26 protein-coding genes and 3 pseudogenes are annotated in these 25,622 nt (G+C 47.1%); 7 read left to right on the forward strand and 22 right to left on the reverse strand.

Annotation, left to right across the window (positions count from 1 at the left end; genetic code table 11):
* Positions 1-5: 5 nt before the first annotated feature.
* From JCM14374_RS06600 to spoVT, 11 genes are all read right to left on the reverse strand, one after another.
* A complete protein-coding gene (locus JCM14374_RS06600) occupies positions 6-200 on the reverse strand; it encodes a hypothetical protein (RefSeq protein WP_054695109.1) in 195 nt (64 codons plus the stop codon).
* A 316-nt stretch (positions 201-516) separates the two neighbouring features.
* Positions 517-954: a S1 RNA-binding domain-containing protein gene (locus JCM14374_RS06605; RefSeq protein ID WP_054695112.1), complete on the reverse strand. Its 438-nt coding sequence runs from the start codon at positions 952-954 to the stop codon at positions 517-519.
* Positions 955-1,041: 87 nt separating this feature from the next.
* Positions 1,042-1,332: an FtsB family cell division protein gene (locus JCM14374_RS06610; protein ID WP_054695115.1), complete on the reverse strand. Its 291-nt coding sequence runs from the start codon at positions 1,330-1,332 to the stop codon at positions 1,042-1,044.
* Positions 1,319-1,552 carry a helix-turn-helix transcriptional regulator gene (locus JCM14374_RS06615; protein ID WP_054695118.1) on the reverse strand — a complete coding sequence of 78 codons (234 nt, stop codon included), beginning with the start codon at positions 1,550-1,552 and terminating at the stop codon, positions 1,319-1,321. The genes JCM14374_RS06610 and JCM14374_RS06615 overlap by 14 nt, the downstream gene beginning before the upstream one ends.
* Positions 1,553-1,692: 140 nt before the next feature.
* Entirely contained in the window at positions 1,693-2,118 is a 426-nt protein-coding gene (gene yabQ, locus JCM14374_RS06620; protein ID WP_054695120.1) for a spore cortex biosynthesis protein YabQ, read from the reverse strand.
* Positions 2,119-2,138: 20 nt separating this feature from the next.
* Entirely contained in the window at positions 2,139-2,408 is a 270-nt protein-coding gene (gene yabP, locus JCM14374_RS06625; RefSeq protein WP_054695123.1) for a sporulation protein YabP, read from the reverse strand.
* 213 nt (positions 2,409-2,621) lie between these two features.
* Positions 2,622-2,864 (reverse strand): RNA-binding S4 domain-containing protein, encoded by a 243-nt coding sequence (locus tag JCM14374_RS06630; protein ID WP_054695126.1) that lies wholly within the window; start codon positions 2,862-2,864, stop codon positions 2,622-2,624.
* Positions 2,865-2,868: 4 nt separating this feature from the next.
* Positions 2,869-3,159 (reverse strand): non-specific DNA-binding protein Hbs, encoded by a 291-nt coding sequence (gene hbs, locus JCM14374_RS06635; RefSeq protein WP_304650828.1) that lies wholly within the window; start codon positions 3,157-3,159, stop codon positions 2,869-2,871.
* Positions 3,160-3,259: 100 nt separating this feature from the next.
* Entirely contained in the window at positions 3,260-4,021 is a 762-nt protein-coding gene (gene mazG / locus JCM14374_RS06640; RefSeq protein WP_054695129.1) for a nucleoside triphosphate pyrophosphohydrolase, read from the reverse strand.
* Positions 4,022-4,090: 69 nt separating this feature from the next.
* Positions 4,091-5,593 (reverse strand): putative polysaccharide biosynthesis protein, encoded by a 1,503-nt coding sequence (locus tag JCM14374_RS06645; RefSeq protein WP_242848867.1) that lies wholly within the window; start codon positions 5,591-5,593, stop codon positions 4,091-4,093.
* A gap of 429 nt (positions 5,594-6,022) precedes the next feature.
* On the reverse strand, positions 6,023-6,586 hold the full coding sequence (spoVT, locus tag JCM14374_RS06650) for a stage V sporulation protein T (protein WP_054695132.1): 564 nt from the start codon (positions 6,584-6,586) through the stop codon (positions 6,023-6,025).
* 288 nt (positions 6,587-6,874) lie between these two features.
* Between spoVT and JCM14374_RS06655 the strand changes: the two genes are divergently transcribed.
* The 7 genes and pseudogenes from JCM14374_RS06655 to JCM14374_RS06690 all read left to right on the forward strand — a co-directional run bounded on the left by JCM14374_RS06655 (position 6,875) and on the right by JCM14374_RS06690 (position 13,707).
* Complete coding sequence (locus JCM14374_RS06655) at positions 6,875-7,981, forward strand: GerAB/ArcD/ProY family transporter (RefSeq protein WP_054695137.1); 1,107 nt, start codon at positions 6,875-6,877, stop codon at positions 7,979-7,981.
* Between the two features lie 118 nt (positions 7,982-8,099).
* Positions 8,100-9,671: a spore germination protein gene (locus JCM14374_RS06660; RefSeq protein WP_054695140.1), complete on the forward strand. Its 1,572-nt coding sequence runs from the start codon at positions 8,100-8,102 to the stop codon at positions 9,669-9,671.
* Positions 9,668-10,819 carry a Ger(x)C family spore germination protein gene (locus JCM14374_RS06665; protein ID WP_054695143.1) on the forward strand — a complete coding sequence of 384 codons (1,152 nt, stop codon included), beginning with the start codon at positions 9,668-9,670 and terminating at the stop codon, positions 10,817-10,819. The genes JCM14374_RS06660 and JCM14374_RS06665 overlap by 4 nt, the downstream gene beginning before the upstream one ends.
* An 87-nt stretch (positions 10,820-10,906) precedes the next feature.
* On the forward strand, positions 10,907-11,140 hold the full coding sequence (locus JCM14374_RS06670) for a hypothetical protein (RefSeq protein ID WP_054695149.1): 234 nt from the start codon (positions 10,907-10,909) through the stop codon (positions 11,138-11,140).
* 19 nt (positions 11,141-11,159) lie between these two features.
* A complete protein-coding gene (locus tag JCM14374_RS06675; protein WP_172674174.1) occupies positions 11,160-12,317 on the forward strand; it encodes a Ger(x)C family spore germination protein in 1,158 nt (385 codons plus the stop codon).
* A 20-nt stretch (positions 12,318-12,337) separates the two neighbouring features.
* Positions 12,338-12,577, forward strand: coding sequence for a hypothetical protein (locus JCM14374_RS06680; RefSeq protein ID WP_054695156.1), 240 nt, complete (start codon positions 12,338-12,340; stop codon positions 12,575-12,577).
* Positions 12,578-12,685: 108 nt separating this feature from the next.
* A pseudogene (locus JCM14374_RS06690) lies at positions 12,686-13,707 on the forward strand (GerAB/ArcD/ProY family transporter).
* Positions 13,708-13,757: 50 nt separating this feature from the next.
* On the opposite strand, the gene mfd reads toward JCM14374_RS06690, so the two are convergent.
* The 11 genes and pseudogenes from mfd to JCM14374_RS06740 form a co-directional block, all read right to left on the reverse strand.
* The gene (gene mfd / locus JCM14374_RS06695; protein ID WP_054695163.1) at positions 13,758-16,964 is read right to left on the reverse strand and encodes a transcription-repair coupling factor; all 3,207 of its coding nucleotides are present in this window, start codon (positions 16,962-16,964) and stop codon (positions 13,758-13,760) included.
* A gap of 306 nt (positions 16,965-17,270) precedes the next feature.
* A complete protein-coding gene (locus JCM14374_RS13475) occupies positions 17,271-17,435 on the reverse strand; it encodes a hypothetical protein (protein ID WP_157049005.1) in 165 nt (54 codons plus the stop codon).
* 70 nt (positions 17,436-17,505) lie between these two features.
* A complete protein-coding gene (gene pth, locus JCM14374_RS06700; RefSeq protein ID WP_054695277.1) occupies positions 17,506-18,057 on the reverse strand; it encodes an aminoacyl-tRNA hydrolase in 552 nt (183 codons plus the stop codon).
* Positions 18,058-18,141: 84 nt separating this feature from the next.
* Positions 18,142-19,073 (reverse strand): annotated as a pseudogene (locus JCM14374_RS06705) (ribose-phosphate diphosphokinase).
* 144 nt (positions 19,074-19,217) lie between these two features.
* Positions 19,218-20,567 carry a bifunctional UDP-N-acetylglucosamine diphosphorylase/glucosamine-1-phosphate N-acetyltransferase GlmU gene (glmU, locus tag JCM14374_RS06710; protein WP_054695166.1) on the reverse strand — a complete coding sequence of 450 codons (1,350 nt, stop codon included), beginning with the start codon at positions 20,565-20,567 and terminating at the stop codon, positions 19,218-19,220.
* 339 nt (positions 20,568-20,906) lie between these two features.
* Positions 20,907-21,683 carry a nucleotidyltransferase family protein gene (locus tag JCM14374_RS06715; protein ID WP_054695169.1) on the reverse strand — a complete coding sequence of 259 codons (777 nt, stop codon included), beginning with the start codon at positions 21,681-21,683 and terminating at the stop codon, positions 20,907-20,909.
* Positions 21,684-21,802: 119 nt separating this feature from the next.
* Positions 21,803-22,494: pseudogene (locus JCM14374_RS06720) on the reverse strand (GntR family transcriptional regulator).
* 17 nt (positions 22,495-22,511) lie between these two features.
* Entirely contained in the window at positions 22,512-23,183 is a 672-nt protein-coding gene (gene ispE / locus JCM14374_RS06725; protein ID WP_054695171.1) for a 4-(cytidine 5'-diphospho)-2-C-methyl-D-erythritol kinase, read from the reverse strand.
* Between the two features lie 2 nt (positions 23,184-23,185).
* Positions 23,186-23,410 (reverse strand): 4-(cytidine 5'-diphospho)-2-C-methyl-D-erythritol kinase, encoded by a 225-nt coding sequence (locus JCM14374_RS06730; RefSeq protein WP_054695173.1) that lies wholly within the window; start codon positions 23,408-23,410, stop codon positions 23,186-23,188.
* A gap of 120 nt (positions 23,411-23,530) precedes the next feature.
* Positions 23,531-24,106 (reverse strand): stage II sporulation protein R, encoded by a 576-nt coding sequence (gene spoIIR / locus JCM14374_RS06735; protein ID WP_054695177.1) that lies wholly within the window; start codon positions 24,104-24,106, stop codon positions 23,531-23,533.
* 255 nt (positions 24,107-24,361) lie between these two features.
* Complete coding sequence (locus tag JCM14374_RS06740) at positions 24,362-25,576, reverse strand: ATP-binding protein (protein WP_054695181.1); 1,215 nt, start codon at positions 25,574-25,576, stop codon at positions 24,362-24,364.
* Positions 25,577-25,622: the final 46 nt, after the last annotated feature.

A 25,622-nucleotide genomic window follows, 5' to 3' on the forward strand; every position in this document is an offset into this window, starting at 1 on the left:
GCCTATTATGGTTTTAAAATCCCGCAGGCAATCCAGGTTCGTCGGACGGCGTCAGGCGACAGCATTTTGCTGGCGGCTGTGCCCTGCCCTATGCGGGTGGTCTGCATGTCCCGATGCAAAATCTTCAGCCCGTCCTCACCCAATTCGGCAATTAAAAGCCGGCAGGAATTGGTGCCGATATCGATAGCCGCATAACGCATAAACTCACCTCGAAGTAAATTTAGCCACAGATGAACACTGATAGGTCACGGATTTACACAGATAGTTTTAATGGTTCTATTTATATATTTATAATATATTTATAATAGTTGAACATGCCGACAACTGATTGCAAAGGAGTACAGCAGTAGTTTTATTCACAAATGTTCATATGCATAGCTTACTATAAATAATGAACCCTCATGAGACTTTTATCTGTGTAAATCAGTGTATAATCTGTGATCATCTGTGGTTTATTATCTTAATAAAAAAATTAAAGGCACTTCTCGTAAGAAGTGCCTTTATAGAATTCTGTTGTTAAGCGTTGCGGTTGCGCCGGCGCGGCTCCATTTTTTGTTTGAGGGGCTGCATGCGTTCATCGCTTTCCTTCAGAAAACGTGTAATCATGTCATCCAAATCTTTGGGTTTGCTGTTAGAGGCTCCGGAATAATTATCCCGGGGACTATTATAGTGACTGTTTTCAGGTTTGCGGCTTACCGGGGCAGGCTTTGGCGCCGCCTGCTTAATAGAAAGGCCAACCTTTTTCCCGGCTACATTAAGCACTTTTACCGTAACCTTGTCGCCTTCTTTAATAAAATCCTTAACATCGCGGACATAGGTATCGGCAATCTCAGAGATATGAACCAGCCCCACCGCTCCTCCGGGTAGTTCCACAAAAGCTCCGAATTTCGTAATACCCTGGACTGTCCCTTCTAAAATATCTCCGGGTACGATATTGCTTTGTTCAATTGGCATGAAAACAGATGTCCCCCTCAACAAATTCTAGATTAATTGTATCCAGGAGACGAACACTAGTCAACTAGAATAAACATCTGACCACCGCTAGAAGCTGTCATCTGATGGTTCGATTTCCACTATGTAAGTTTCGCCCTTCTTAACCATGTGCAGCTTTTCCCGTGCTATTTTTTCTATTGCAGCCGGAGAGCGGGCTTCCTTCAGCTGAGCTTTTAAATCTAATTGAACCGCATGCAGCCGCTCACTTTCTTTTTGCAGGCTTTCCCTGCGTTCACTCAAATCCCATATCACTTTAAGTTTGGGCACTACAGGAACCATCAGCAGGCACAGGGCCGCCAAAACCGCAAAAGTCCGAAATCTGCTTTTAGTCGTCTTCACCAGCTTCCTCCCCCTTGAACAAACCCAGGACTTCCCCGGGCAGCACAATAACCACTTCATAGCCTTTGGCACGGGCACGGTTATACAAGGTAGCCACCGTACTGGGACTTATGTCAAGTATCTGGCAAATCTCCTCACTGCTTTTACCGGTTTCCTTAAGTACAACTACCTGCTTTTCTCTGAAGCTTAGTTTTTCTGCTCCGCGAATTTCAATTTTCATTCCTTAACCTTGTCTACAGGTTTTCCACAAATTGTGGACAAATTTAGTATATGCTACAACAACCTGAAAGGGCAAGGTTTTTCTTGCCGCAAAGCTAATATGTCGCGTGGGGACCGTCTCCGCGCGACACACTTAACTCCCTAATCATCCGGATTTAAAGGAGGATCATTATTCTTTTTGCCCAAGCCGCCGCAAACGGCGCTTATTTTCTTCACAACCGCCGCAAGTCCATGCCAGATAAACGCACCTGCCCGTATGGTTTTTAATGCTGCTTCCAGCAAATAACTATCCAGGTATTGGGCCAGTTTGCGAAAATAGATTATGATGCCGATTAACAAGGCCAGGAGTATATAGAATCTGATCTCTCCCTGGTTTATCCATAACATGGCGGCAAAAACCAGCAGAATTATGAAGATCCATAACAGCAGATCAAAAATATATAGCACCGCTGCTTTTAATTTGGCATGGCGTATAATTATCTGATAATAATTTAATACCAGGCCGCTGGCCAGGCCCAGTACCAGGGTTAATACAAAAGCTTGGATTTGCTGCAATGTTTCGGGCAAAGTCAGGCCCTCCCCCGCAGTTATTTTAACAGGCGGTTGAGGATGCTTTTTCCTCGTGTTTTCAGGTCGCTGCCCTGTTCCTTATATTCCAGATGATTCGCTTTCCCGGTTATGCTTACTTTGCCTTCCTCAAGATTCAAAGTGCTCACATGAAGATCCTGTCCCGAAATAACCAGATATCCCAGATCGGTTTCCAATATTACTTCCTGTTCATCAAAGGTGACTACATTCTTTATCCCTGCCATCTGGATACTGCTGCGATTAACCATTGTCAGGCTGTGTTCAGACATACCTATCCCTCCCGCGGCTTTTTTCAGTTGTAATAAAGATATGCCAGAAACAACGGCTTATGACAAAAATGCAAAAGCAGGGGGAGTGACAAGGGGACGAGTGACAAGGGGAGTGACAAGGGGACGGTTCTCCTGACACCCTCTCGAGGGTGTCAGGAGAACCGTCCCCTTGTCACTCAAAACTAAAATCGCCCTGTAAAACAGGGCGATATATTATTCAAGTACACGGTATAAATTCTTGGCCTCTGCGGCTTTTACATTTTCCTTTATATCAAGAATCTCAAAAACTGTCTGCCGCTCCCCCACCTGTATAGTTAGGATATCCCCTTTTTTAACCTCTGTGGATGGCTTGGCAACTCTCCCATTGACAAGAACCCTTTCATTTTCCGCAAAATCTTTGGCAACACTGCGCCGCTTAATTATGCGCGAGACCTTCAGGTATTTGTCCAGGCGCATATCTCTAGTCTACCGCGTCTTTTAAAGCTTTTCCGGCTTTGAATGCTGGTACTCTGCTGGCGGGTATTTTTATTTCCGCGCCGGTCTGCGGGTTTCTTCCCTTGCGCGCCTGCCGGTCGCGTACTTCAAAAGTGCCAAAACCTACGAGCTGGACCTTTTCGCCGCCTTTCAAAGCTTGCTCAACCACAGCAAAAAAAGCATTGGTCACCTTTTCCGCATCCTTTTTAGTCATATCGGTTTTAGCTGCAATATCGGCAATTAATTCTGTTTTGTTCAAGTTTTTATCCCTCCTTATATTTTTTATTTATTGTGCCTATTCGCTATGTTTTGGCATTATCCTTCTTTTGAAAGGAAAAACTTGTATGAGCCAGGATGATTAACAGCTGGATTACCGTTTACAGCCCCTGCCTTTTGGCTTCATCCCAAAGCAAATCCAGCTCTTCCAGGCTTAACTGGTTGAATTTCTTTCCCTGCAGCCGCACGCGGTCTTCTATATAATTGAAACGGCGTGTAAACTTGTCATTGCAGGCCTGCAGGGCCGCCTCCGGTTCGACCCCTTTAAACCGGGCCACATTAACCATCGCAAAAAGAAGGTCTCCCATTTCCTCCTCGATTTCCTGCTGGTTATTGGCCTGGGCAAGCTCGTCCATTTCTTCCTTAACCTTTTCCAGGGCGCCGGTTATGTCGGGCCAGTCAAAACCCACCCGTGCCGCCTTTTCCTGTACTTTTTCAGCTCTCATTAAGGCTGGCAGCATGGAGGGAATCCCCTCCAGGATATATTTTTTCTCTTTTTTGAAGCCTTCCCAACGATCCAGTACATCATGGCTGGTTTTAAGCTGCAGGGAACCAAAAACATGAGGGTGTCTTTCCACCATCTTATCTTTTACGGTATCGGCCACATCAGCAAAATCAAAACTGCCCTCGCGGCTGGCCAGAGCAGCATGAAATACTACCTGCAAAAGCACGTCTCCCAGCTCTTCCCTGAGTTTATCCATATTATTTTCCTGAATAGCGTCAATGACTTCATAACATTCTTCAATTAGATACCGCTGCAGGGATTGGTGGGTTTGTTCGCGATCCCAGGGACATCCGTCAGGCGCCAGCAAACGCTCCATAATCTCAATTAATTCCTCAATAGCCCGGCCGGGACTAGACATCCGTCAACACCTCATTCTCAGATTATCTATTAATCATTTTTTTCAGCATATCTATATCCAGTTCCCTAATTAGCAATAATAACAGGCCGTAAACGCTACCCCTGCCGTAATAGCCAGGAGGGTGGAAATATGCGAGTTAAGGTCCGCCCCTATCAGGGCCTGATACACGATTTTAACTCCCAGGGTCATGACTACTGTAACCAGCATGATTTTTATCAGCCGTTCCTTTTCATAAATGACTCCGGTTATTTTTTTAAGGGATATGATATTTATTGACGAACCGATTAAAAACGCCAGCACCGTACCCAAAGCCGCCCCCCGGATATTCAGGGCGGGTACGCTGGTTAAGGTGTAATTAAATATGACTTTAAATACCCCGGTGATAATTAGGCTGCGCATAGCTAATTCCGGGCGGCCCGCGCCCTGCAACCCGGCGCTGGATATTTGAAAAGCCGCTAAAACTATGCAGGCAAAGGCCATCGGTTCTAGGGCCCGGCCCACTTGAGGCAATTTGTAAAGTAGATCTGATATGGGATAAGCCAGAATATACAGTCCTGCTGTACACGGCAATGACACAATCATACCAGCACGCAGGGCGTAATTAATCCGCTGGTAAAGCATGCTCCGGTCTGATCTGGCCAGGGCTTCGGCTACAGCCGGGACCAGACTGGTGCCTATGGAAATCGTAAGTATAGCTGGCAAACTGATAAGAACAGAGGCCATTCCCGCTAGCTGGCCATATAATGCCATCGCCTGGGAATGACTATAATGAATCGCTTCCAGCCGCCCCGGCACTATAATGGCATCCACTATCTGCAGCAAAGGCAGCACCACAGCGCCAAAGGAAACCGGTATGGCCATATACACCATTTCTTTGCCCAGCGACCATGAACCGGTTCCGGAATAGTTTAATTCAACCTGGTCATGGCGCTGTTTTTTACGAAAACGATAATAATAGATGAAAAGCACCACGATCCCGGCTATACCTCCCACCACCGCTCCGCTGGTCGCTCCCGCGGCGGCGAATTCCAACCCCCGGGGAAAGAGGAGATAAGCAAAAATCAGCACCGCGGTTACGCGGAACAACTGTTCAATCACCTGGGATACCGCGGTGGGCATCATGGTTTGATAACCCTGAAAATACCCGCGGTAAACCGACATCAACCCCGCGAAGAATATGGCAGGGGCTACTGCCACTATGGGCCAGTAAGCCCGGGGCTCGTTTAAAATATGGTCGGCGATGAAATGCGCTCCCTGCATAACTGCCAGGGTTAAGATCAAACCGGACACGCCTAAAATGAGCAGTGAGACCCGGAATATTTTGCGGCTGTCGCCGCTGTAGCCCTCGGTTTCCCGGCGCGAGACCAGCACGGATATGGCTACTGGAACCCCGGCTGTAGCCAGGGACAGAATCGTCGTATATATGGGGTAGGCCATCTGATAGAGCGCCATCCCCTCGGGTCCGATTAGTCGCGCCAAGGGAATGCGGTATATGGCGCCCATCAGCTTGCTGATGCCTCCCGCTACCGCCAGTATAAAAGCTCCCCACAGGAAATGCTTTTTGTTTTCCATCACAATCCTCCCCCATTACCACGAAGCTTATTATATCACCGGGAAAAACAATTCACCACAGATTAAGGCAAAACACTTCCCACAGAACAAATTCGCCCTCCGGGCGATCAGCGTTATGGTTTTAGATTGCCGCGTCGCTGCGCTCCTCGCAACGACAGTAAGGTTGTTCCCGAAGGTAATCCTTTATTGTGTCATTGCGCTCACAGCGAAGCAGTCTTTCGTGTCATTGCGAGCACAGCGAAGCAATCTTTCGTGTCATTCGCTCACAGCGAAGCAATCTTTCATGTCATTGCGCTCACAGCGAAGCAGTCTTTCCCCGTTTTTGCAGTCATGACAGGGCTGGTGTCAAGAGAACCGTCCCCTTGACACCCGTACATAAAAAAGCGATCTTATATGCATAAGACCGCTTGCGCCTACTTATTTCCTGTTCTACTGTTCCATCTGCTTGGCCAGGAAGCCCGCGGCTGTCTCAGCCAGCTTTATTTCCAGGTCGCCCAGCTTTACCCCTTGATCCTTGCTGACTATTATTACCGCGCCGATAGGATCGCCTTGGGTGACTATAGGAGCGATAACCTGGGATTTGATGGTATATTCCCGGTCATCCACCTGAATAACATGCTGGTTTTCATCATCCGTGGCCTGTATTTCGTTCATGACCAGGGTATTTCTCTCTTCCAGGGACCTCTCCACCGCTTTGCCGATGGGCTTGCTGAGAAATTCCCGTTTGTTGGCGCCGGCAACGGCAATAACCACATCCCGGTCAGCAATCATGGAAATATGCCCTATGGTTTCGTTAAGTGAGTCTGCGTATTCTTTAGCGAAATCCCCCAATTCCCCGATGGGAGAATATTTCTTTAAAATTACTTCGCCTTCCCGATCAACAAAGATTTCTAGAGGGTCACCCTCACGAATGCGTAAAGTTCTGCGTATCTCTTTGGGAATAACAACCCTTCCCAGGTCGTCTATGCGTCTAACGATTCCTGTTGCTTTCAATTGACAATTATCCCTCCTTCTTTTTGAAAATCTTGAAAATGTGGTTTTCTTTCTCAGTGATAGTATATAACTCAAAATCCCCTTTTATTCACTTTTTGCCATAAGGCCAGAAAAAAATTAATCCTTTCAATAATATTCATTTGCACATCCCGAAAGACATGAGAATCCTGGAAACCCATCCTATACTTTAAGATTTATCCTACTTTCAATGTTTTATTCCTCCAGCCTGTCATATATTTCTAGACATCGGGTCAAAATATATTAGCAAAATCACCTGGGAGGATTTTAATGCCTAAAATAAGCAAACTGCAATTCTACGCGGTGCTCTTGATATTAACCACTCCGCTGGCTTTTCTGATAACGCCTGGCATGCTGACCTCGGTCCTCTTTAATAATGCCTGGATGGCAATAGCGGCAGCTATTATTCCTTCTATACTAATAATTAGCATGTATATCTACATAATCAGGAAAAACCCGCGTCCCTTTCCCCTCATGCTGGAAGACTGCCTGGGGTCCATATGGGGACGAATAGTCGCGGTGGTTTACAGCCTTTTCTTTCTTCTCACCGCCGGTTTTATCGTGCGGATATTTACAGATTTTATTGAAACCAATGTGCTGCCTGGCACGCCCATCAGCGTCTTTATAGCCGTTATGCTGTTTACCGGTTTTTATGTTATAAAATCTGGTCTTCAGGTCTTGATGCGCTGTTTGGAAATAGTAGTTCCCATAGGTGTGATTTTTTCATTGCTAATAATGTTGATTAGTCTCACGGAAAACGTGGATTTCAGCAATCTGCTGCCAATCGTCAATCTAAAGCCCCTGGGCCTGGTTATCGGAACCGCTCACGTGCTGGTATTCATAGGCAAACTGATGCCGGTTTTAACCCTGGCCTATTTTTGTGAAGAAAACGTTAAAATCGAAACCATAATTTTTAAAGCCCTGGCCCTTTTCTTGCTGCTTATACTCCTGCCCAGCCTGGCGGTTATAATGGTCTTTGGCGACACCTTGAGCAATTACCTGAGTTTTCCTACCTTTTCCCTGGTCAGATCAATTTCAATCGGCAAATTTATCAAGAACATCGATATTGTTTTTATCGGTATTTGGATATTAGGCATATTCGGATCAATGTCAATTTCCTGGTTTATGTTCTGTTATTCGCTGCAGCAAGCCCTGCGTCTAAAAGACTACCGGTTTTTAGCCGCTCCCAGCGCCCTTATAATTGGTGTAGCCGCTATTCAGCTGGCTCCCAACATTATCGAACTGCAGTTGTTGCTGACCAAAGTGCTTCCGTTTGTATATGCGTTTTTCTTGATCTTAATTCCCTTTTTCCTTTTTATAATCTGCCTGTTTAAGCCTGATGTTAAAAAAAATGCCCCCCGTGAGGAAACTGCATAAACCTGCCTGTATATGCTCAAAATATACCAGCACCCTATAAAACCCATTGGCGTTCAAATTCATGTGTGCCCATTGGTCGTTAACCACAATACATCCAGATAAACCAAGGTAGGATATTATGCGACTTTTAGAAACAAAAAAAAATAACCCGCCTGAAAGCACCCCCGGCGAGATTTTTGCTCGGCCGCTTTCCAGCGATCTGCAGGAAAACGAACATTACCTCGATATTCTTCTGCGCGGTTGTTCGGATGTGGTTCGGAAAACCTTTTCTTTTGGTCTTGATAAATCTATTCAGGCCATGATTGTATATTTTGACGGGCTGGTTGACCGCATAGAAGTTGAAAACAACCTGCTCAAGCCCTTGATGTCAGAGATAAATATGCAGAATCAGCCGGTTATAGATAACCAGGAAAGAGACTTGTTCGCGGTTGTAAACGATAAAATACTTACGCTGGCTGAAGTACATGTTATTGAAACCTTCAGCGATCTCTGCCACCACATCAGTTCCGGCGATACGGTCTTAATGATTGATGGTTTTGCCCGGGCTGTCAGCGCCGGCACCCGCTCCTGGCAAAACCGCGGCATCCAGTCACCCGAGAATGAAGTAGTCATTTTCGGTCCCAAGGAAGGTTTTACTGAAACGCTGCGGTTCAATACCGCTCTGATACGCCGCCGCCTGAAATCAACCAATTTTAAAATTGAGAGCATGGTTCTGGGGCGAATAACTAAAACCGATATAGCTGTTTGTTATATAGACAGCATTGCTCCGGCGGCTCTGGTGGATGAGGTCAAAAGCCGCCTGCAAAAAATCGATATTGACGCGGTTCTGGACACTAATTATATTAAGGAATTTATTGTTGATAATAAATATACCGTTTTTTCCCAGGTGGAACACACCGAAAAACCGGACCGCATTTGCGGGCACCTCCTGGAAGGCAGGGTGTGCATAATGGTGGACGGTTCTCCCATGGCCCTGGTGGTTCCGGTATCCTTCCCCCGCTACTGGATATCTCCGGAAGATTACTATCTGCATTTCATCCCGGCTTCCCTGTTCCGGATGCTGCGTTTTGTTTCTTTTTTAACCGCCCTGCTCCTGCCTTCCCTTTATGTGGCGGTCATTAGCTATCATCACGAAATGATTCCTACAGATCTTTATCTGACTATAGCCGCGACCCGGCAGGGCGTTCCTTTTCCGGCTTTTGTGGAAGCGCTTTTGCTGGAATTTATGTTCGAAATGCTGCGTGAGGCCGGTCTGCGATTGCCCCGCGCCGTAGGCCCCGCCGTCAGTATCGTGGGCGCTCTGATAATAGGCGATGCCGCCGTCCGCGCCGGACTGGTTTCAACGCCTATGGTGGTGGTGGTTGCCGCCACCGGCATAGCTTCTTTTGTCATGCCTTCTTATAATGCCGCTATAATCGTACGCATCCTGCGTTTCGGCTTGCTGATCGCCTCAGCCCTGCTGGGATTCCTGGGTATAATGATAGGCCTTATTTTAATGATGATCAGAATGGCGTCACTCTCATCGTTTGGCCTGCCCTACCTGGAACCCCTGGCTCCTTTTAACCTCCAGGAAATGGGGGATATATTGGTACGCCGGCCCTGGTTTTTAAGCCGCAACCGTCCTTACCTTCCAGGCATGGAAAACCAGGTCAGGTTGGGCAGCCCGGCAAACGAGGACATAGAAAAATGAAGAAACACCTTCTGATATTTATGTTTTTATGTCTGTTGGGCAGCGCAGGATGCCAGGCCAGAGAGGTTAATGATACGGTAGTCCCTACGGCTCTGGGATTTGAGCTGGAAAATGACAATCAATTAAAACTTAGCATGCAGCTGGCACAGCCCAAGCCCTCTCAGCAGGGCGGTTCATCCCAAGGCCAGAAGCCCTTCATAGTCCTGTCCGGCCTCGGACGTACAGCTACGGAAGCCAGTCGGCAGATTTCTCTAAATAATCCCCGTTTCCGATTGCTGTCCCAGGCCAGCCTCTACTTGATGGGAGAAAAACTCGCCCGCCATGATCTTTCCGTATGTGCGGACGTGCTGTCGCGCAGTCCGGATATACGCGAAAGCGCTATTATTATGGTTACAAATGGCAGCACCCCGGAAGAGATCCTTAATGCCTCCGTTCCCATGGAACCTTATTCCGGTACGGCTCTGCCCAAAATGATACGCATTCAGGAAAGGCTTCTGGGTGTTTATCAGCCGGTTACCCTGCAGGAATTCCTGTACCGCCTTTCCAGCCCCGGAATCGACGTGGCTCTGCCCGAGGTCACAGTAACTGAGAATAACGGTCAGCCTGCGCCGCTTTTAAATGGTACAGCAATATTTAAAGGCGCAAAAATGGCCGGGGAGCTTAACGAAAGAGAAAGCCGGGGCTACCGCTGGATGAAAGCCGGCAATATCCAAGGCGGCATGTTTATGATTCCTTCTCCGCGACATCGCAACAGACACGTTGCTCTGGAGATTTTACGGTCGAACGCCAAAGTAACACCGGAAATAAAAGATGGTTCCATCTTGATAAAAATTGATGTTACAGGCGAAGGCAATTTCTATGAACAGAACTCAAGCGATCAATTATTAACGTCTCAGGGCATCAAGGATATGGAAAAGATGGCCGATCAGGTCATCGCCGCCGATATCCGGGCCGCTATCTCGCGGGCGCAGGAATCGCAGAGCGATATATTCGGCTGGGGAAAACTGATTAATGACCATTACCCGGAAAGCTGGCGGACTATGCAAAAAAACTGGTCAGATATTTTCCCCACGGTGGAAAGCAGGGTCAAGGTGGATTTCTCTATTCGCCGTACTTATCTCTTTCAAAAATCGTTCAGGGTTCAGTAGTTATTTGATAATAGCATCTGCTTAAACTGATTTAAGGTTTTTATTGCATCTAATAAAACTATTACCGCATGGCTGCAGCTTGCGGCCATGGCAGTTTATCGGGCAATAAGGGGCGATAAGGCAGTGTTGTGGTTGTTGATTTTACTGGGATTGCTGGTCATAGGGCTGGAGGTTCCCGGTTTATGGAAGCAAAAACTGTATAAAGAGCTGTTGGTTTTTGGTTTGTTTTTTGGCCTGAGCATGTTTCTGGGTCTGGCGCAGCTCTATGGCTGGCATTTGTACAACCCGTTTATGGGGATCTTAAAAATTATGGAGAGTTAAAATGCCTCGGGGTGTCAATATGTACAAACACCTGTTGCTGATATTGCTGGCCGGTTCGCTGTGTTTCCTGTCCGGCTGCTGGAATTTGACCGAGGTCAACGATACCTCGGTTTGCAGTGCCATAGGGGTCGACTTGTCAGAAGACAACCTGATAGACGCTGCCTTTCAAATGGTTCAGACTCAGGGATCAAATGAGTCAGGTTCAGGCTCGCAACTGCAGGTTCTTAATATATACGGCAGCGGCCCCACTCCCAGCTACGCGGCCCGCCAGTCGTTTTTGACCTTTTCCCGCCTGCCCCTGTGGGCGGATTCCCGGGCATATATTATTGGTGAAGAACTGGCGCGGTATGATTTGACTCTAATTGCTGATCACCTGGGACGAAACCGCAATGTCCGCAAAACATCCCTGGTGGCGGTGGCTCATAATTGCACCGCCAAAGACGTATTGAACGTTCCGGAGAATTTTGTCGGCAGTTCGGTCATGCATCTGGATAGATTGCTGGATTTGCAGGAGGAACTGTATGGCGCTTATGTCCCCGTAACTCTGAGCAGTTTTATATCAGACCTTTTAACCCCGGGCATAGAACCGGTCCTGCCGCAGCTAATAATAGCGAAAAGCAAACCGCAACCTGAAATCAGGCTGGATGGAATGGCGGTATTCAAAGCTAATAAGATGGTAGGTTCTTTAAATGAAAAGGAAAGCCGCGGTTACCGCTGGCTGCATTCCAGAATAAGAAAAGGCGGTTTATTAAACATACGTTCTCCTTTAAATGAAAAAGATACGGTTACTCTGTCCGTTATCGCCTTCAGTTCCAAAAGCAAACCTGAAATCGACGAGAACGGCATAATAAAAATGAAAATCGAAGTCGATGCCCGGCTCGGGTTTTATGATATCAACGGGCAGGGCGAATTATTAACCCCGGAAACAGCGCCATTAGTAGAAGCCCGGGCAAATCAGGAAATAAAAAATCAAATTGACGCCGCCATCAAAAAATCCCAGGCTTTAGGAAGCGATATCTGGGGCTGGGGAAGGATGCTGCAAAAATACCAGCCGCAAACCTGGGAAAGTACCGCGTCAGATTGGGATACAACCTTTCCCGTCGTTGCAAGCGACATAAAGGTCAAAACCCTTTTAACCAGGTCTTACCTGACCGGGAAAGCCTTTTCCTACAAATAATTAGGGGTGGGGTATAAAAGATGCCTGTTATGATAGTCTATTCCCTGCTGATATTCAGCTTGCTTTTTATCTGGCTGGAAATGAAACCCATGATAAAAAACCGGACCTGGAAAGAGTTAATCATATCAACCGGTATCTTAATTCTTGCCCTGGTTTATGGAGCAGATTATGCCTGGCAGAGTTATGCGCTGCCTAATCCCAATATTTTAATTACTATGCTTAAACCGTTTTCCCAGGCCTTTGAAACCTTTTTCAAATAGCGGGATAAAAACACGCAGGAGAAAGCCGACTATGGAAAAAGATAAAATCTCGACCCAACAACTTGCCTTTATGATTTTCTTGCTTTTAATCGGCAGCGCCTGGTTTATGTGCCTGGAAACACTGCCGGTCAGGATGCCTGGATAACCACGGTACTGGGAGCGTTTCCGGGATTATTTGTTCTTTACGCGGTTTTGAAGTTGAACTCCATGTATCCAGGCCAAAGAATAAGCGCCATCAGCACTATTGTACTGGGAAAGTGGCCCGGAACAGTGCTGAATATTCTGTTTGCCTGGGGAGTTTTTCAGTTTTTTGTTGGTCTTTTTTATGAGTTCTTTATACTCATGCAAACCATCTATCCCGGAACCCCGCGCATTATATTTAATCCGCTGCTCATACTGGTAGGTGTTTACTGCTGTATAAGGGGATAAATCCTCTGTTTCGTCTGGGGGAGTTGTTATTGTTTATGACAATAATTTTCATCATCCTGGGATTCGCTATTTCCCTGCCTAATATGTATTTTTCCAGGCTATCGCCGGTTTTATCAACCTGGAAGCCTCTGGCGGCCGGGGTTCTTTACGCTTCAGATTGGCCGTTTGACGAGATGGTTATGCTAGGATTATTTCTCCCCCTGGTCAGCGACCTGAAAAATAAGACCAGGCTGCTGTACAAATGGTACCTGCTCTCCGCCCTGGTCCTGGTACTGTCAACTATCGAGGTTGTAGCCATATTAGGATCGGAAATGATTCAGCTTTATCAAATACCTCTTTTTCAGGTGTACCGGACCTCCGGATTCGCCCAATTCAAAGGCCTGGAAGTATTTTTCATGGTCCTGTGGTTTTTTTCCGGGATGTATGCGATTTTTCTGTATTACCAGGGTTTTAACTTCATCCTGCAGGATATATTCACACTAAAGGATTATAAATCCTTAATTATCCCCGTCGGTTTATGCGTAGTAGTGTTCACCCTGTATATGTTTCCTTCCGATATTGACTACCGGTTAATGGGTTTCAAATATATTCCCCTGTACACCTTTTTATCCAATCTGTTCTATCCGGCTATTCTTCTGCTGGCAGCCGTAATTCGAAAAAAGACAAGCAAAACCACAGCCGCTGATTTAATCAGCAATTAGCCTGGATTTTAGGCTTTATTGCATCCAGATGGCCCTTACTCCTTGCGGGTTTATATCATCTCCATTATTTGCCCTAAAACCTCCAGCGACGCAGATCCTTGGAGATTAAGCATCAGGCTGCGTTTATGCAGGCTTTTGATCCGGCAGCCCTGCAGCCGTTGGTTAATGTCAGCCGGGAGGTCTTGGGCAAATACGATTTCCAACTCTTGCCCCTTGCGGCGCAGTGATTTTATCGCCTTACCGCGCGCCTTTAATCTCAAGTCGGATATGCTTAAGAAATTTTCCACCGGCCGGGGCAGCGCCCCAAAACGATCCAGCATCTCCGCCCGCACCTCTTCGATGTCCTCCTTCTCCGTGGCCAGGAGAAGCTTGCGGTAAATCCTGATCTTGGCTCCAGAGTCAGGGATATAGGAATCAGGTATGTAATAATCGACATCGATATCAAACTGGGCGGAAAATTCCTCGCGGGGGCTTTCGCCCTTCAATTTAGCGGTTTCCTGCTCTAATAAACGGCAGTATAAATCAAAACCTACCGCGTGGATAAATCCATGCTGTTCCGGCCCCAGTATGTTGCCGGCCCCTCTTATTTCCAGGTCTCGCAAGGCTATTTTCATCCCTGACCCCAATTCATTGAATTCACGGATGGCATTAAGTCGTTTCTGAGCGGTTTCGCCTATCGCCCGGTCGCGCCGGTAGGTTAAGTAAGCATAGGCGATGCGGTTGGAACGCCCGACTCGTCCTCTGAGCTGGTAGAGCTGAGCCAATCCCATTTTATCTGCTTCATCGATTATGATGGTATTTACATTAGGCATATCAAGCCCCGATTCAATAATTGTGGTGCAGAGAAACACCTGGAATCTGCCCCGCAAAAAATCCATCATGGTGCGGGAAAGTTCTTCTTCAGGCATACGCCCGTGTCCCACCGCGATTTCAACCCCGGGCAGAAGTTCCTGCAGGTGATCCCGCACTTTATATATATCTTCAATGCGGTTGTGAACAAAGAAAACCTGGCCCTGCCGTTCCAGTTCGCTCTGTATGGCCTGTACAATGATTTCCTCGTTGTACTCCAGCACATAAGTGGTTATGGGATAGCGTTCCGGGGGAGGGGTTTCAATTATGCTCAAATCACGCAGACCGGTTAGTGACATGTGCAGGCTGCGGGGTATAGGGGTGGCGGAAAGACTGATTACATCAACCAGTTCTTTCAAGGCCTTGATTTTTTCCTTTTGTTTAACCCCAAAACGGTGTTCTTCGTCAACCACCAGAAGCCCCAGATCCTTGAACTGTACATCACTGGAAAGGAGGCGATGAGTGCCGATAACTATATCCACCAGACCCTTTTTCAGTTCGGCGGCAATCCGCTTTTGTTCAGCCGCGGTGCGAAAACGGCTAAAGACCTCAATATTGGTGGGGTAGTCCTTAAAACGTTCCCTAAAGGTCTGGTAATGCTGTTCCGCCAGGACCGTAGTGGGAACCAGAATCGCTGCCTGTTTGCCATCCATTATCGCCTTGAAAACGGCGCGCATAGCTACCTCGGTTTTACCATAGCCTACATCTCCGCATATCAGGCGATCCATAGGCCGCCGGTTTTCCATGTCTCTTTTTACATCATTTACAGCTTTGAGCTGGTCCGGGGTTTCTTCATAAGGGAATGCTTCCTCGAACTGGCTTTGCCAGGGGGTATCAGGAGAAAAGGCATACCCCTCCAGGGCCTGACGCCCGGCATAAAGACGGAGCAGCTTTTCCGCCAGGTCCTGTATGGACTCAGAGACTCTTTTTTTGGTGCGCTCCCACTCCGTACCGCCCAGTTTCGATAAGCGGGGGGCTTTATCTTCCGAAGTAGTGTATTTGTAGAGCTGGTCTAATTTTTCGAGAGGCAGATACAGTTTATCGGTTCCGGCATACTGGAGCATAACATATTCGCGGGTAACGCCATCTGTTTCCACGGTGGTGACACCGCGAAAAATACCTATGCCATAGCTTTCATGAACTACATAATCACCCAGTTTCAAATCCTCCAGAACAACCCGGTTTTCAGAGTTCTTCCTGGGTTTGGTTTTGGCGGGGACCCTCCCCCAGATATCTTTCTCCGATACTATGGCCAGTTGCAGGGTTTGGCTGACAAAACCCTTTTCCAGGGCCTGGCTGGTGAATTCAACTCCGCTTATATGTTGATCGCTCAGGTCCTTTTTAATCTGGTCACGGGCCATTTTGCTTTTGACAGCCAGGCAGATATGATAGTTTTTGCTTTGCCATTCTTTTATACGGGTAAACAGCAGGGAATAGTTGTTATAAAACGGTTCCATTTCCTGTTGGGATACGTGTTCCAGGACAGCTGCCTCCGCCGGAGAGATGCTGCCGGAAAAATAGGCATGATACACGACCGGTAATTTTTTCAGGCCGCCTGCCAGTTTTTCACGATCGAGCAGCTGCAGCTCCTTCAGTTCCCTACCTTCTTTACGCGATTCTCTGAGGATCTCATGGTAGCGTTTGCTGTTTTGCTCCAGCAGGCGATAAAATTCATGTGGTTCATCAAAGAAGACTAATGCGTCAGGTGATAAGTAATCCAGCAAACTGGCCTGCAAACCTTCTCCGGCCAGCTCGTCAGCGGGAAATATCTTAACCTGATTTTCTTTTTTCCCGGAACGCTGGGTATCTGCGTCAAAGCCCCTTATACTCTCTAAATAGTCTCCAAAAAAATCCAGGCGGTAAGGCTGGTGTTCATTAAGGGCATAGACATCCAAAATGCCCCCCCGCAGAGCAAATTCTCCCGGCCGGCTGACCGTATCCACCCGTACATAACCCCCATTAACCAGCTGGCGCAGTATCTTTTCCAGTTGTGTTTCCTCCCCCGCCTGCAGGCGCAGGGAAGCCGCCTGAAGCTGCGCGGGTGAGGCCATTAGATACATTAACCCCGCAGGGGTAGTGATGATAAACCCGCTGCGAGACGGATGTTCCAGGCATTCCCGCAGACAAAGGATGCGGTTGATTTCAGCCGCGGAGCAGTTCTCTTTCATGAAGACCAGATCCCGTCCAAGAAAAAGCGCGATCCTATCCCGTTCGGCAAACCCTTCCAGTTCTCGGGCCAAATCATAGGCCTTTTCTTCGCTGGGCGCCAAACAGAGTATTTTAGTATGTAATTGATTCATAATTTCAGCCAGGCAATAGGCGCGGGCAGTACCCGCTAATCCGGTTAAAATGACATTTTCTTTTTTATGATAATGAACACAAATTCTATCGAACACATCACGATTCAAACCGCAATCCTCCCCAAGCTTAAAAGGTGGACACCGAAATATACCGGCCTCCACATACTGAGATATTAACCACAGATGGACACAGATTTAAACCACAGATTCACACAGATATTTTAATGGTTTAATTGGTAACTCCCAAAACGATAGCTAACGCCTTGACTATAATCTTTTATCCAGCTTCACAAATATATTACGAATACGCCAATATAATGCTCATTTATATTTTGGGGCTCTTAGCTGAAAAAGTCTCATCTGTGAAAATCTGTGACTCATCTGTGTTCATCTGTGGCTGATATCAGCCTCTTTTTAACTATAGTAGTGCTGGCGGTTGATCAGGGCGGGTTCGGAAAAGCCCATCTCAGCAGCGCAGTCTTCACAGATGCCCTGCAAGCCGACTACCCCTTCCGGACCCTCAACTTCCGCATAATCAAATACCTGCTGGCAGAATTCACAAATGTTGTAAACCTTCATTATTTACCTGCTCCTTCAAGCCTTTTTGCATATTTTACCTTTCAAGGCAGGTAATTATACCAGCATCCGTTTAATTATACTCATTCATAGTCTGAACTATGCCATGACGAATCCAGTATTCCAGGGCATCAGCCGCCCGCCGGACAGCCTTGTTCATCACATCCGTCTCCTCAGGGGTAAATTCTCCCAGGACCCAATCGACAGCTTCCCGGTCCGGACGTCCTATGCCAAGCCTTAAGCGGGAAAACTGGCGGCTTCCCAGCCTGTCTATTATCGATGTCACGCCTTTATGTCCGCCGCTTCCTCCTTCTGCCCGCAACCGCAGACTGCCGGGAGCCAGATCCATATCGTCATAGACCACAATCAAGTTTTCCAGTTCTATTTTATACCATTTAACCAGGGCAGCTACCGCCTGGCCGGAGTTATTCATATATGTCAAAGGTTTGACCAGCAGGGTTTTTTGTCCTCCGGGTCTGGTATGTCCAATGATAGCCTCACAACGGCTTTCTTCTTTTTCCACCGAAAAGCGCCCGGCGAATTCCTCCAGCACTTTAAAGCCCACATTATGCCGGGTATTATTGTACTTTCTGCCCGGATTGCCCAGGCCGACTATCATCTTCATAGCTGACTCCAAAAAAGTAATTAACCCCAGATTTAATGTTTTTAGTCTGTGACCCATCCGTGTGAATCTGCGGCGGTTATTCCCTTAGCCTTCGAATAGTTTGCTGACTGACAGGTCCTCGTGAATACGCAAAATAGCCTCTCCTATTAGAGGGGCTATAGACAGGATAGTCATATTAGGCAGTTTTTTGCCTTCAGCCAGGGGAATCGTGTTAGTGATGACAATTTCCTCGAGGGGGGCTTTAGACAGTCTATCTATGGCAGGTCCTGAAAATACAGGGTGGGTACAGCAGCAATATACCTTTAATGCGCCTTTTTCTTTCATTACCTCGGCAGCCTGGCATACCGTTCCCGCGGTATCAATAATATCATCTATAATAATAACGGATTTGCCTTCCACATCGCCAATGACGTTCATAACTTCTGACACATTGGGTTCGGGCCGGCGCTTGTCCACAATAGCCAGAGGCACGCCCAGTTTGGCCGCTAAATCACGGGCACGGGTCACTCCCCCTACATCCGGCGAGAGCACTACCGAATTTTCCCCCAACCCCCGGGTCTAAAATATTCCGCTATAGTCGGTACTCCAGGCAGATGATCCACCGGTATGTCAAAGAAACCCTGAATCTGGGTGGCATGAAGATCTACGGCCACTACCCGCTCCGCTCCGGCCTCCACAATGAGGTTGGCAACCAGTTTAGCGGTAATGGGGTCGCGCGCGCGGCTTTTGCGATCCTGACGCGCATAGCCGTAATAGGGAATTACCGCGTTAATACGCGAAGCTGATGCTCTGCGGAAAGCGTCAATCATAACCAATAATTCCATGAGGTTTTCATTTACCGGCGTACAGGTGGGCTGAACCACAAACACATCTACTCCGCGCACACTCTCATCTATACGGCAGCCGATTTCACCATCCGAGAAACGCGATACCTTGGCATCTCCTACCGGCATCCCTAAATACTTGGCAATCTCTTCTGCCAGGCACGGGTTGGCATTACCGGTAAACAGTTTCATCCTCACCTGGATGCCTTCATCAAATCCAACCTCCAATTTTTTAGTAGCCACTTGATATTTTAATGATGTTTAACTGCAGATTTCACACAGATGAACACTGATTTTTTAAACTTAACGTTTAAACATGTGTTCATCTGCGGTTAATCATTTTCTTTTTTTCAAATGTTTTTGTTCGGCGCGTTCCACTGCCAGGGTATTGGCGGGAACGTTGCGGCTTATGGTTGATCCGGCCCCGGTTACAGAGTTTTCTCCTATAGTAACCGGCGCAACCAGATTGGTATTGCTGCCGATAAAGACTCCGTCTTCAAGTATGGTTTGATGCTTGTTTTTTCCGTCATAATTGCAGGTTATGGTACCTGCACCCACATTTACACCCTTCCCCAGGGTTGCGTCACCAACATAACTGAGATGCGGAATCTTGCTTCCCGCGCCTATATATGATTTTTTAATTTCCACAAAATCTCCGACTTTAACCCCATCCGCCAGTTCCGCCTGGGGCCGCAGGTAGGCAAAAGGCCCTATAGTACAGCCGTCCCCTACCCTGGCTTCCTTGATGCGTGAATTTTCAACTGTTACCCTGTTGCCTAACTGGGAATCATTAATGTGGGTAAAAGGACCTATTTCACAGCCCGAACCTATTCGCGTCCTGCCTTCAATAATAGTAGAGGGGAGTATTAATGTGTCTGAACCTATTATAACGTCCTGGTCAATATAAGTGGTTTCAGGATCCATTATAGTTACACCGTTTAACATCAAATCGCGGTTTTTGCGCTGACGCAGTATCTTTTCAGCATAAGCCAGCTGTACCCGGTTATTTATGCCATAGATTTCGGTTTCATCCTCAATTCTCATTATTTCCACTTTTTGCCCGTCATTAATAAGTATTTCCAGAATATCGGTAAGGTAGTACTCACCCTGGGCATTGTTGGCCTTAATGCGGGTTAAGGCTTCAAAAGCTGTTCCGGCCTGAAAACAATACATGCCTGAATTAATTTCCCGCAGCGCTTTCTCCTGGGGGCTGGCGTCTTTTTCCTCGACTATCCGCGCCAGGCTGCCATCAGCCTGCCTTACTATACGGCCATATCCCCGGGGGTTATTAAATTCACAGCTAAGTACGGTAGCGGCGGCTTGTTTTTGCCGGTGAAACTCAAGCAGGTTTTTCAGGGTTTCAGCCTGCAGTAACGGAGTATCTCCGGCCAAGACCAGCATAATATCAGCAGGTTTAACCAAATCCCGGGCCTGCATCAGGGCATGTCCCGTTCCCAGTTGTTGTTCCTGCAAAGCAAACTTGATACCGGTATCTTGCAGCATTTTTTCAACTTCGGCCCGACCATGACCCAGCACTAAAGTAATGTCTGAAACCCCCGCCCCCCGGACCGCATCAATAACATAATTAACCAGGGGTTTGCCTGCGGCCTGATGTAAAACCTTGGGCAGCTCCGACTTCATCCTGACTCCTTTGCCTGCAGCCAGGATTACTGCTGAATATTCCACCTGTTAAACTCACCTTTCAAAGACCTTATAGTAATCTTCTTGCGTTAAGAAAAAGAATACCATGACTCTTGCCATATGCAGAGCCTGGTAATGGTATTTATATTTTTAATATATTACAAAATAACCTTTTTTGCTTCTAATAAATCCTGCCAGCATATCTGAAATATCTCTATTATTTTCTACAAAGTCAGCCTCTATTCCTGTCTATATCCAGAAAAAACTTTTGATAAAGCCGTTGATTATCACGGATTTTAAGTTTTTGTAAGACACAAGGAGGGGACACAAACATTAACTTGTGTCCCCCTTGGTTCTGTGCTGATCCGCGGCTGATCAAGGTCTTTACAGCTGGGTTCCTGCCAGGTGCTTATGAGCCAGTTCCAGGTCGGCGGGTTTGTCGACATCGACACCTACTTCAGCGTAAGGAGATATGATGGCCTTGCCGCGGATACCCAATATTTCCTGAAAGCGTTTTTCGGCCGCGGCGATGCTGAGCCTGCCGGTTATGTATTTCCACATTAGCCCCAGTCCAAAAAGCCTGGAAATAGCCAGCAGATTCTTTCTTCTCTCTACAAGTTTTAGGGCCATATCCATTATCTGTTCTATAACCGCACTGCGCAGGATAAAGAGATTTCCCCCGGTAAAAATCCCGTCCTTAAGCCGGGCATAGGTGCGCCGTACTCCGGGGAATCGTCTTTCATTAACTTCTTTGCTGGTAACCGGATAGAAAAAATCCGCTTCAATTTTCTCGGTTTCCCGGATAAAGTCATCGATCGCTTCAGTGGTAATAAACGGAATATCAGAAGGCATAATCAATATTTTTTCACTCATGCCTTTTTCCTTCAGCAAACCGACAGCGTTGACAAAACTTTCCACCGCATTATCCCCGCCCCCGACAAAAAATATGTTCTCTTCCCGGGAAAAAATACTGCGCAGAGAATCCACCGGGCCGCTAATTACTACTTTGTCAACATATTGTGAACGTCGCAGGGCCTTGTACACATAATAGATCATGGGGTAATTGCCGATTATAATCAGGGCCTCATTATCGTATGGAGCAATTTTCCTGAGTTCGCCGCTGCTCTGGCCTCCGGCCAAAATTACAGCATCATATTGCATTGATGTACCTCCGTAAGTACGAAATAGACACAGATAACAGGATTAAACCGGATTTCACGGCATAACCCCATATGGCTAATTTTCGCTGAACCCGTGTGGATTCGGTCTTATTTTATAAATCAGTCGGGAATGAACCCGTCCTTTTTAATGGATTCGATCATGCTCTGTTCCGCATTTTCAATATGTTCATGGGCCAGCTGCCGGGCCAGCACAACATCGCGGGCTTGAATAGCCTCAACTAAAGCCCGGTGTTCTTCCAGAGATTGTTTCATTCTCCCCGGATAGGCCAGGGATGTTGCCCGAAAACGCTGAATCTGTTCGCGCAGGTTGTTTATAATCGGCAGCAGCCTTTCATTACGGCTGGCACGGTAAATTGATTCATGGAATTTGGTGTCTACTTCTACCAGTCTTTCCATGTCATGATTGTGAATGGCATCGGCTTTTTCCACCAGATGACGTTCCATTGCCTCCAGTTCCTCATCAGTAATTCTTTCCGCAGCCAGGCCTGCCGCCAGGCCCTCCAGGGCAGCCCTTATTTCAAAAATATCGGCGATGTCTTTAAAGGAAATGTCAGCTACATAAGCACCCTTGCGCGGAACCATAACAATGAACCCTTCCAGTTCCAGCTTGCGCAGGGCTTCTCTGATAGGGGTCCGGGAAACGCCCAGTTCATCAGCCAGTTGTATCTCCATCAATCTTTCCCGCGGTTTTAAAATACCATTGATTATAGCCTCTCTAATAGCATCCAGCACCAATTCCCGCAGGGTTTATAGGAGTCCAGATTTACCGGTAACAGTCTCTTCCCTTCCATTAAGAATCACCTCTTTATTAATATGATGAAACCAGATATGTCTCTTTATACCGCTGTTTCAATATGTTAAAGGCATGCCTGGCCTTCTCCCCATCGGCAAACAAACCGAATACACTGGGACCGCTTCCTGACATAAGGGCGTTTATGGCCCCCAAATCTCCAAGTTGATTCTTTATCATTTCTATTTGCGGCTGCTTTTTTATACTGACCGACTCCAGGACATTGCCTAAACGGGCTGCGACAGCGCGCAGGTCATGCTGCCGCCAAGCCTGCAAAAACAGTTCTATATCAGGCCGGTCGGTAACCTCATTATCTCGGTAACCTCCGTATACTTCAGCCGTGGATAACTGAAAATCAGGTTTTACTATCAGGATTTCCTGCAGGCAAACCGATGGCAGCGGGCTTAAAATCTCACCTCTGCCCCGGGCTAAACAGGTGACCCCGGCGGGAGCCATTATCCTGGAATCTTTTTCCCGCAAGGGTGAACCGGCCAGACAATAAGGTATATCTGATCCCAGGGTCAGGCCCAGGCGCATTAACTCCTCCTGCGGAACCGCCAAAGCATACAGTTCATTAATGCCCATCAAGACCGCCGCCGCGTCTGTGCTTCCGCCAGCCAGCCCTGCCGCTACTGGTATATTCTTCTCTATAAATATTTTTACTCCTGCTTTTTGCCCAAATTTTTCCAATATTAATTGAGCCGCCCGGTAGGCAAGATTGCTTCCCGCCTGGGAAGGGAGTCGTTATCGCTGGCCACGACTATTCCCTCATCATATTCTTCCATGAACAAGCGATCACAGAGATTGACCTGGTGCATGACCGTCACCAACTCATGGTAGCCGTCGGGCCGCTTGCCTTTTATATCCAGGATAAGATTAATTTTGGCCGGAGCCTCAATAATTATCGACCTTTTCATCTTTTTCCGCTCCCACGTTTTATACATTATAACACAGGCGGTAACCCCGGAATAAAAGCTCAGGGGAACAACCCATGGTTGTTCCCCTGAGTTCAGTTAGGGGGATGTATGTGTATATCATTAATGCCTTGAGATTTTTACTTTCATGCCGCGCGGCAAAAGTTCCAGGCATTTAAAGCTAACCCGTGCTTCCCGGGAGCTGGCCAGGGAAAGCCCGCGGTCAGACGAGGCAACCATGCACAGGGGCGGAAAAAGAACGCACCACCAGTTCTTGCCCTGACCTTCGCCCAAGACCACCCGTACCGCCTGGTAATTTCCCTGGGGCAAAACCAAATTGCCGTAGCTTTTGGCCGGGAAATTAAATTCACCTATATATACATTAACCGGGTAATCATAACCCTCTGCCTGCATAACGGTTTCGGCAACGGCTTGAATCCTGTCTTTCTCCCGGATTGCCATTTGCCGGGCTTCAGCGGCATCATGAGCTTTTGAAAAATCCGGACGCATTTCTTCAACAATGCGGTCCTTGATAGCCAGCTTCAAAGCCTGGTCCCCGGGCGAATCGCTGTTGGCTATCACATGCAGGCGTAATACGCCGTCTGCCAATGATTGGCTCTTTTCATACTCATATAACGAATAAGTTCCAGCCAGCAATAAGACTAAAATCAAAATCGCAACCGGCACATACCTTTTCAAATTCTATTCCCCCTCTCTGTTTAAATTCTTTCCAGGATAAAGATTTTTAAACCAGACAGAGGAATAGAATTTAAATGTTAAAGTCTGGTCCACCGGAGGCTGAATATGGCTTCAATAATAGACCAGGCAGGAAAACGAAAGGTTATGCTCGGGAAGGCACAAATATATGATTATAAAAGGAAGTGCAGTACGTGGCGGGAGAGAATCACGCAACCTGCCTTTTTCAAAAACCCTCACGCAAATTCCACAGCAGCGTTAAATCATCCAGGCAGGAATATACCAGTTTTGTTTGTCTATCGGCAGCAATTCGCCGCACAGGCAGATTACACCGCCTTCACCAATGTTAAGCCCAATACGAGCAAGGGCGCCGAAATGCCTGATGGCATCTTTACCTGGATTTGAACTTTTCTTAATTTCGATAGGATAAACAGTGTCATTTTCATGGATAATCAGGTCAATTTCCCTATGGTCCTTATCACGGTAATAATATAATGGCGGCCGTTTACCGGCATTATAGTAGCTTTTAATTATCTCGCCCATTACCCAGGTTTCAAAAAACGCTCCGGACATGGCCCCAGCTTCCAATGCCTCGGGTGTGGTCCATTTGGTAAGGTAAGCGGCCAGTCCTGTATCCAGGAAATATAACTTGGGAGCTTTGATTATACGTTTTAAAGCGTTATTGTAGTAAGGTTCCAGCAAGTACACCAGGCCCGAGGATACCAGGATGGAAAGCCACTGTTTGGCGGTCGGGGGGCTGATCCCGGTGTCTTTAGCCATATCGGCATAATTGACCATTTGCCCGGTGCGTGCGGCTGCACAGGTAAGAAAGCGCAAAAAGGACAACTCATCTCCTACCTGGGTCAGGTCGCGCACATCTCTTTGTAAATAGGTTTGCACATAAGAGGAAAAAAATATATCGCTGTTGACTTTACCTGCATAAAGCGCCGGCATACTGCCTTTAAAAATCTTGGCAAACAGATCATTTAGTTTTTCCGGTTCAGCCCCTTTAATTCTTTCAATAAGCGCTTTGGATTTGGGTATAAAAGGGGTGGAGGGCTTATCTTTTAACTCGTTGTTAGACAAGCCCGGCAAATTGAGAATCCCTACCCGTCCAGCCAGAGATTCGCTGGCGTTTTTCATCAAATGAAAGGTCTGCGAGCCTGTTAGCCAAAAAGCCCCGTTTTGCCTGTGTTCATCAACATAAATTTTAATATGAGGCAGAAGCTGCGGCGCGTATTGGATTTCATCGATTATCAGCGGCGGCTCAAAACGTTGTAAAAATAAAGCCGGATCACTTACGGCAAGTTCACGCAAGATAGGATCATCGAGGCTCAAATAGCGTCGTTCGGCTTTGGTCATTTTTTTTAACAGAGTTGTTTTTCCCACCTGCCTGGGACCGGTTATCAATAAGACCGGGAAACTGCCTTGAATGTCCTGTACGGTTTTTTCCAAACTTCGCGCAATATACATCTTGTCACCGTCTCGACTAATATAAATTGTTATTTTATTTTAGCCG

The organism is Syntrophomonas palmitatica JCM 14374, from assembly GCF_001311885.1.
GTDB lineage: Bacteria > Bacillota > Syntrophomonadia > Syntrophomonadales > Syntrophomonadaceae > Syntrophomonas_A > Syntrophomonas_A palmitatica.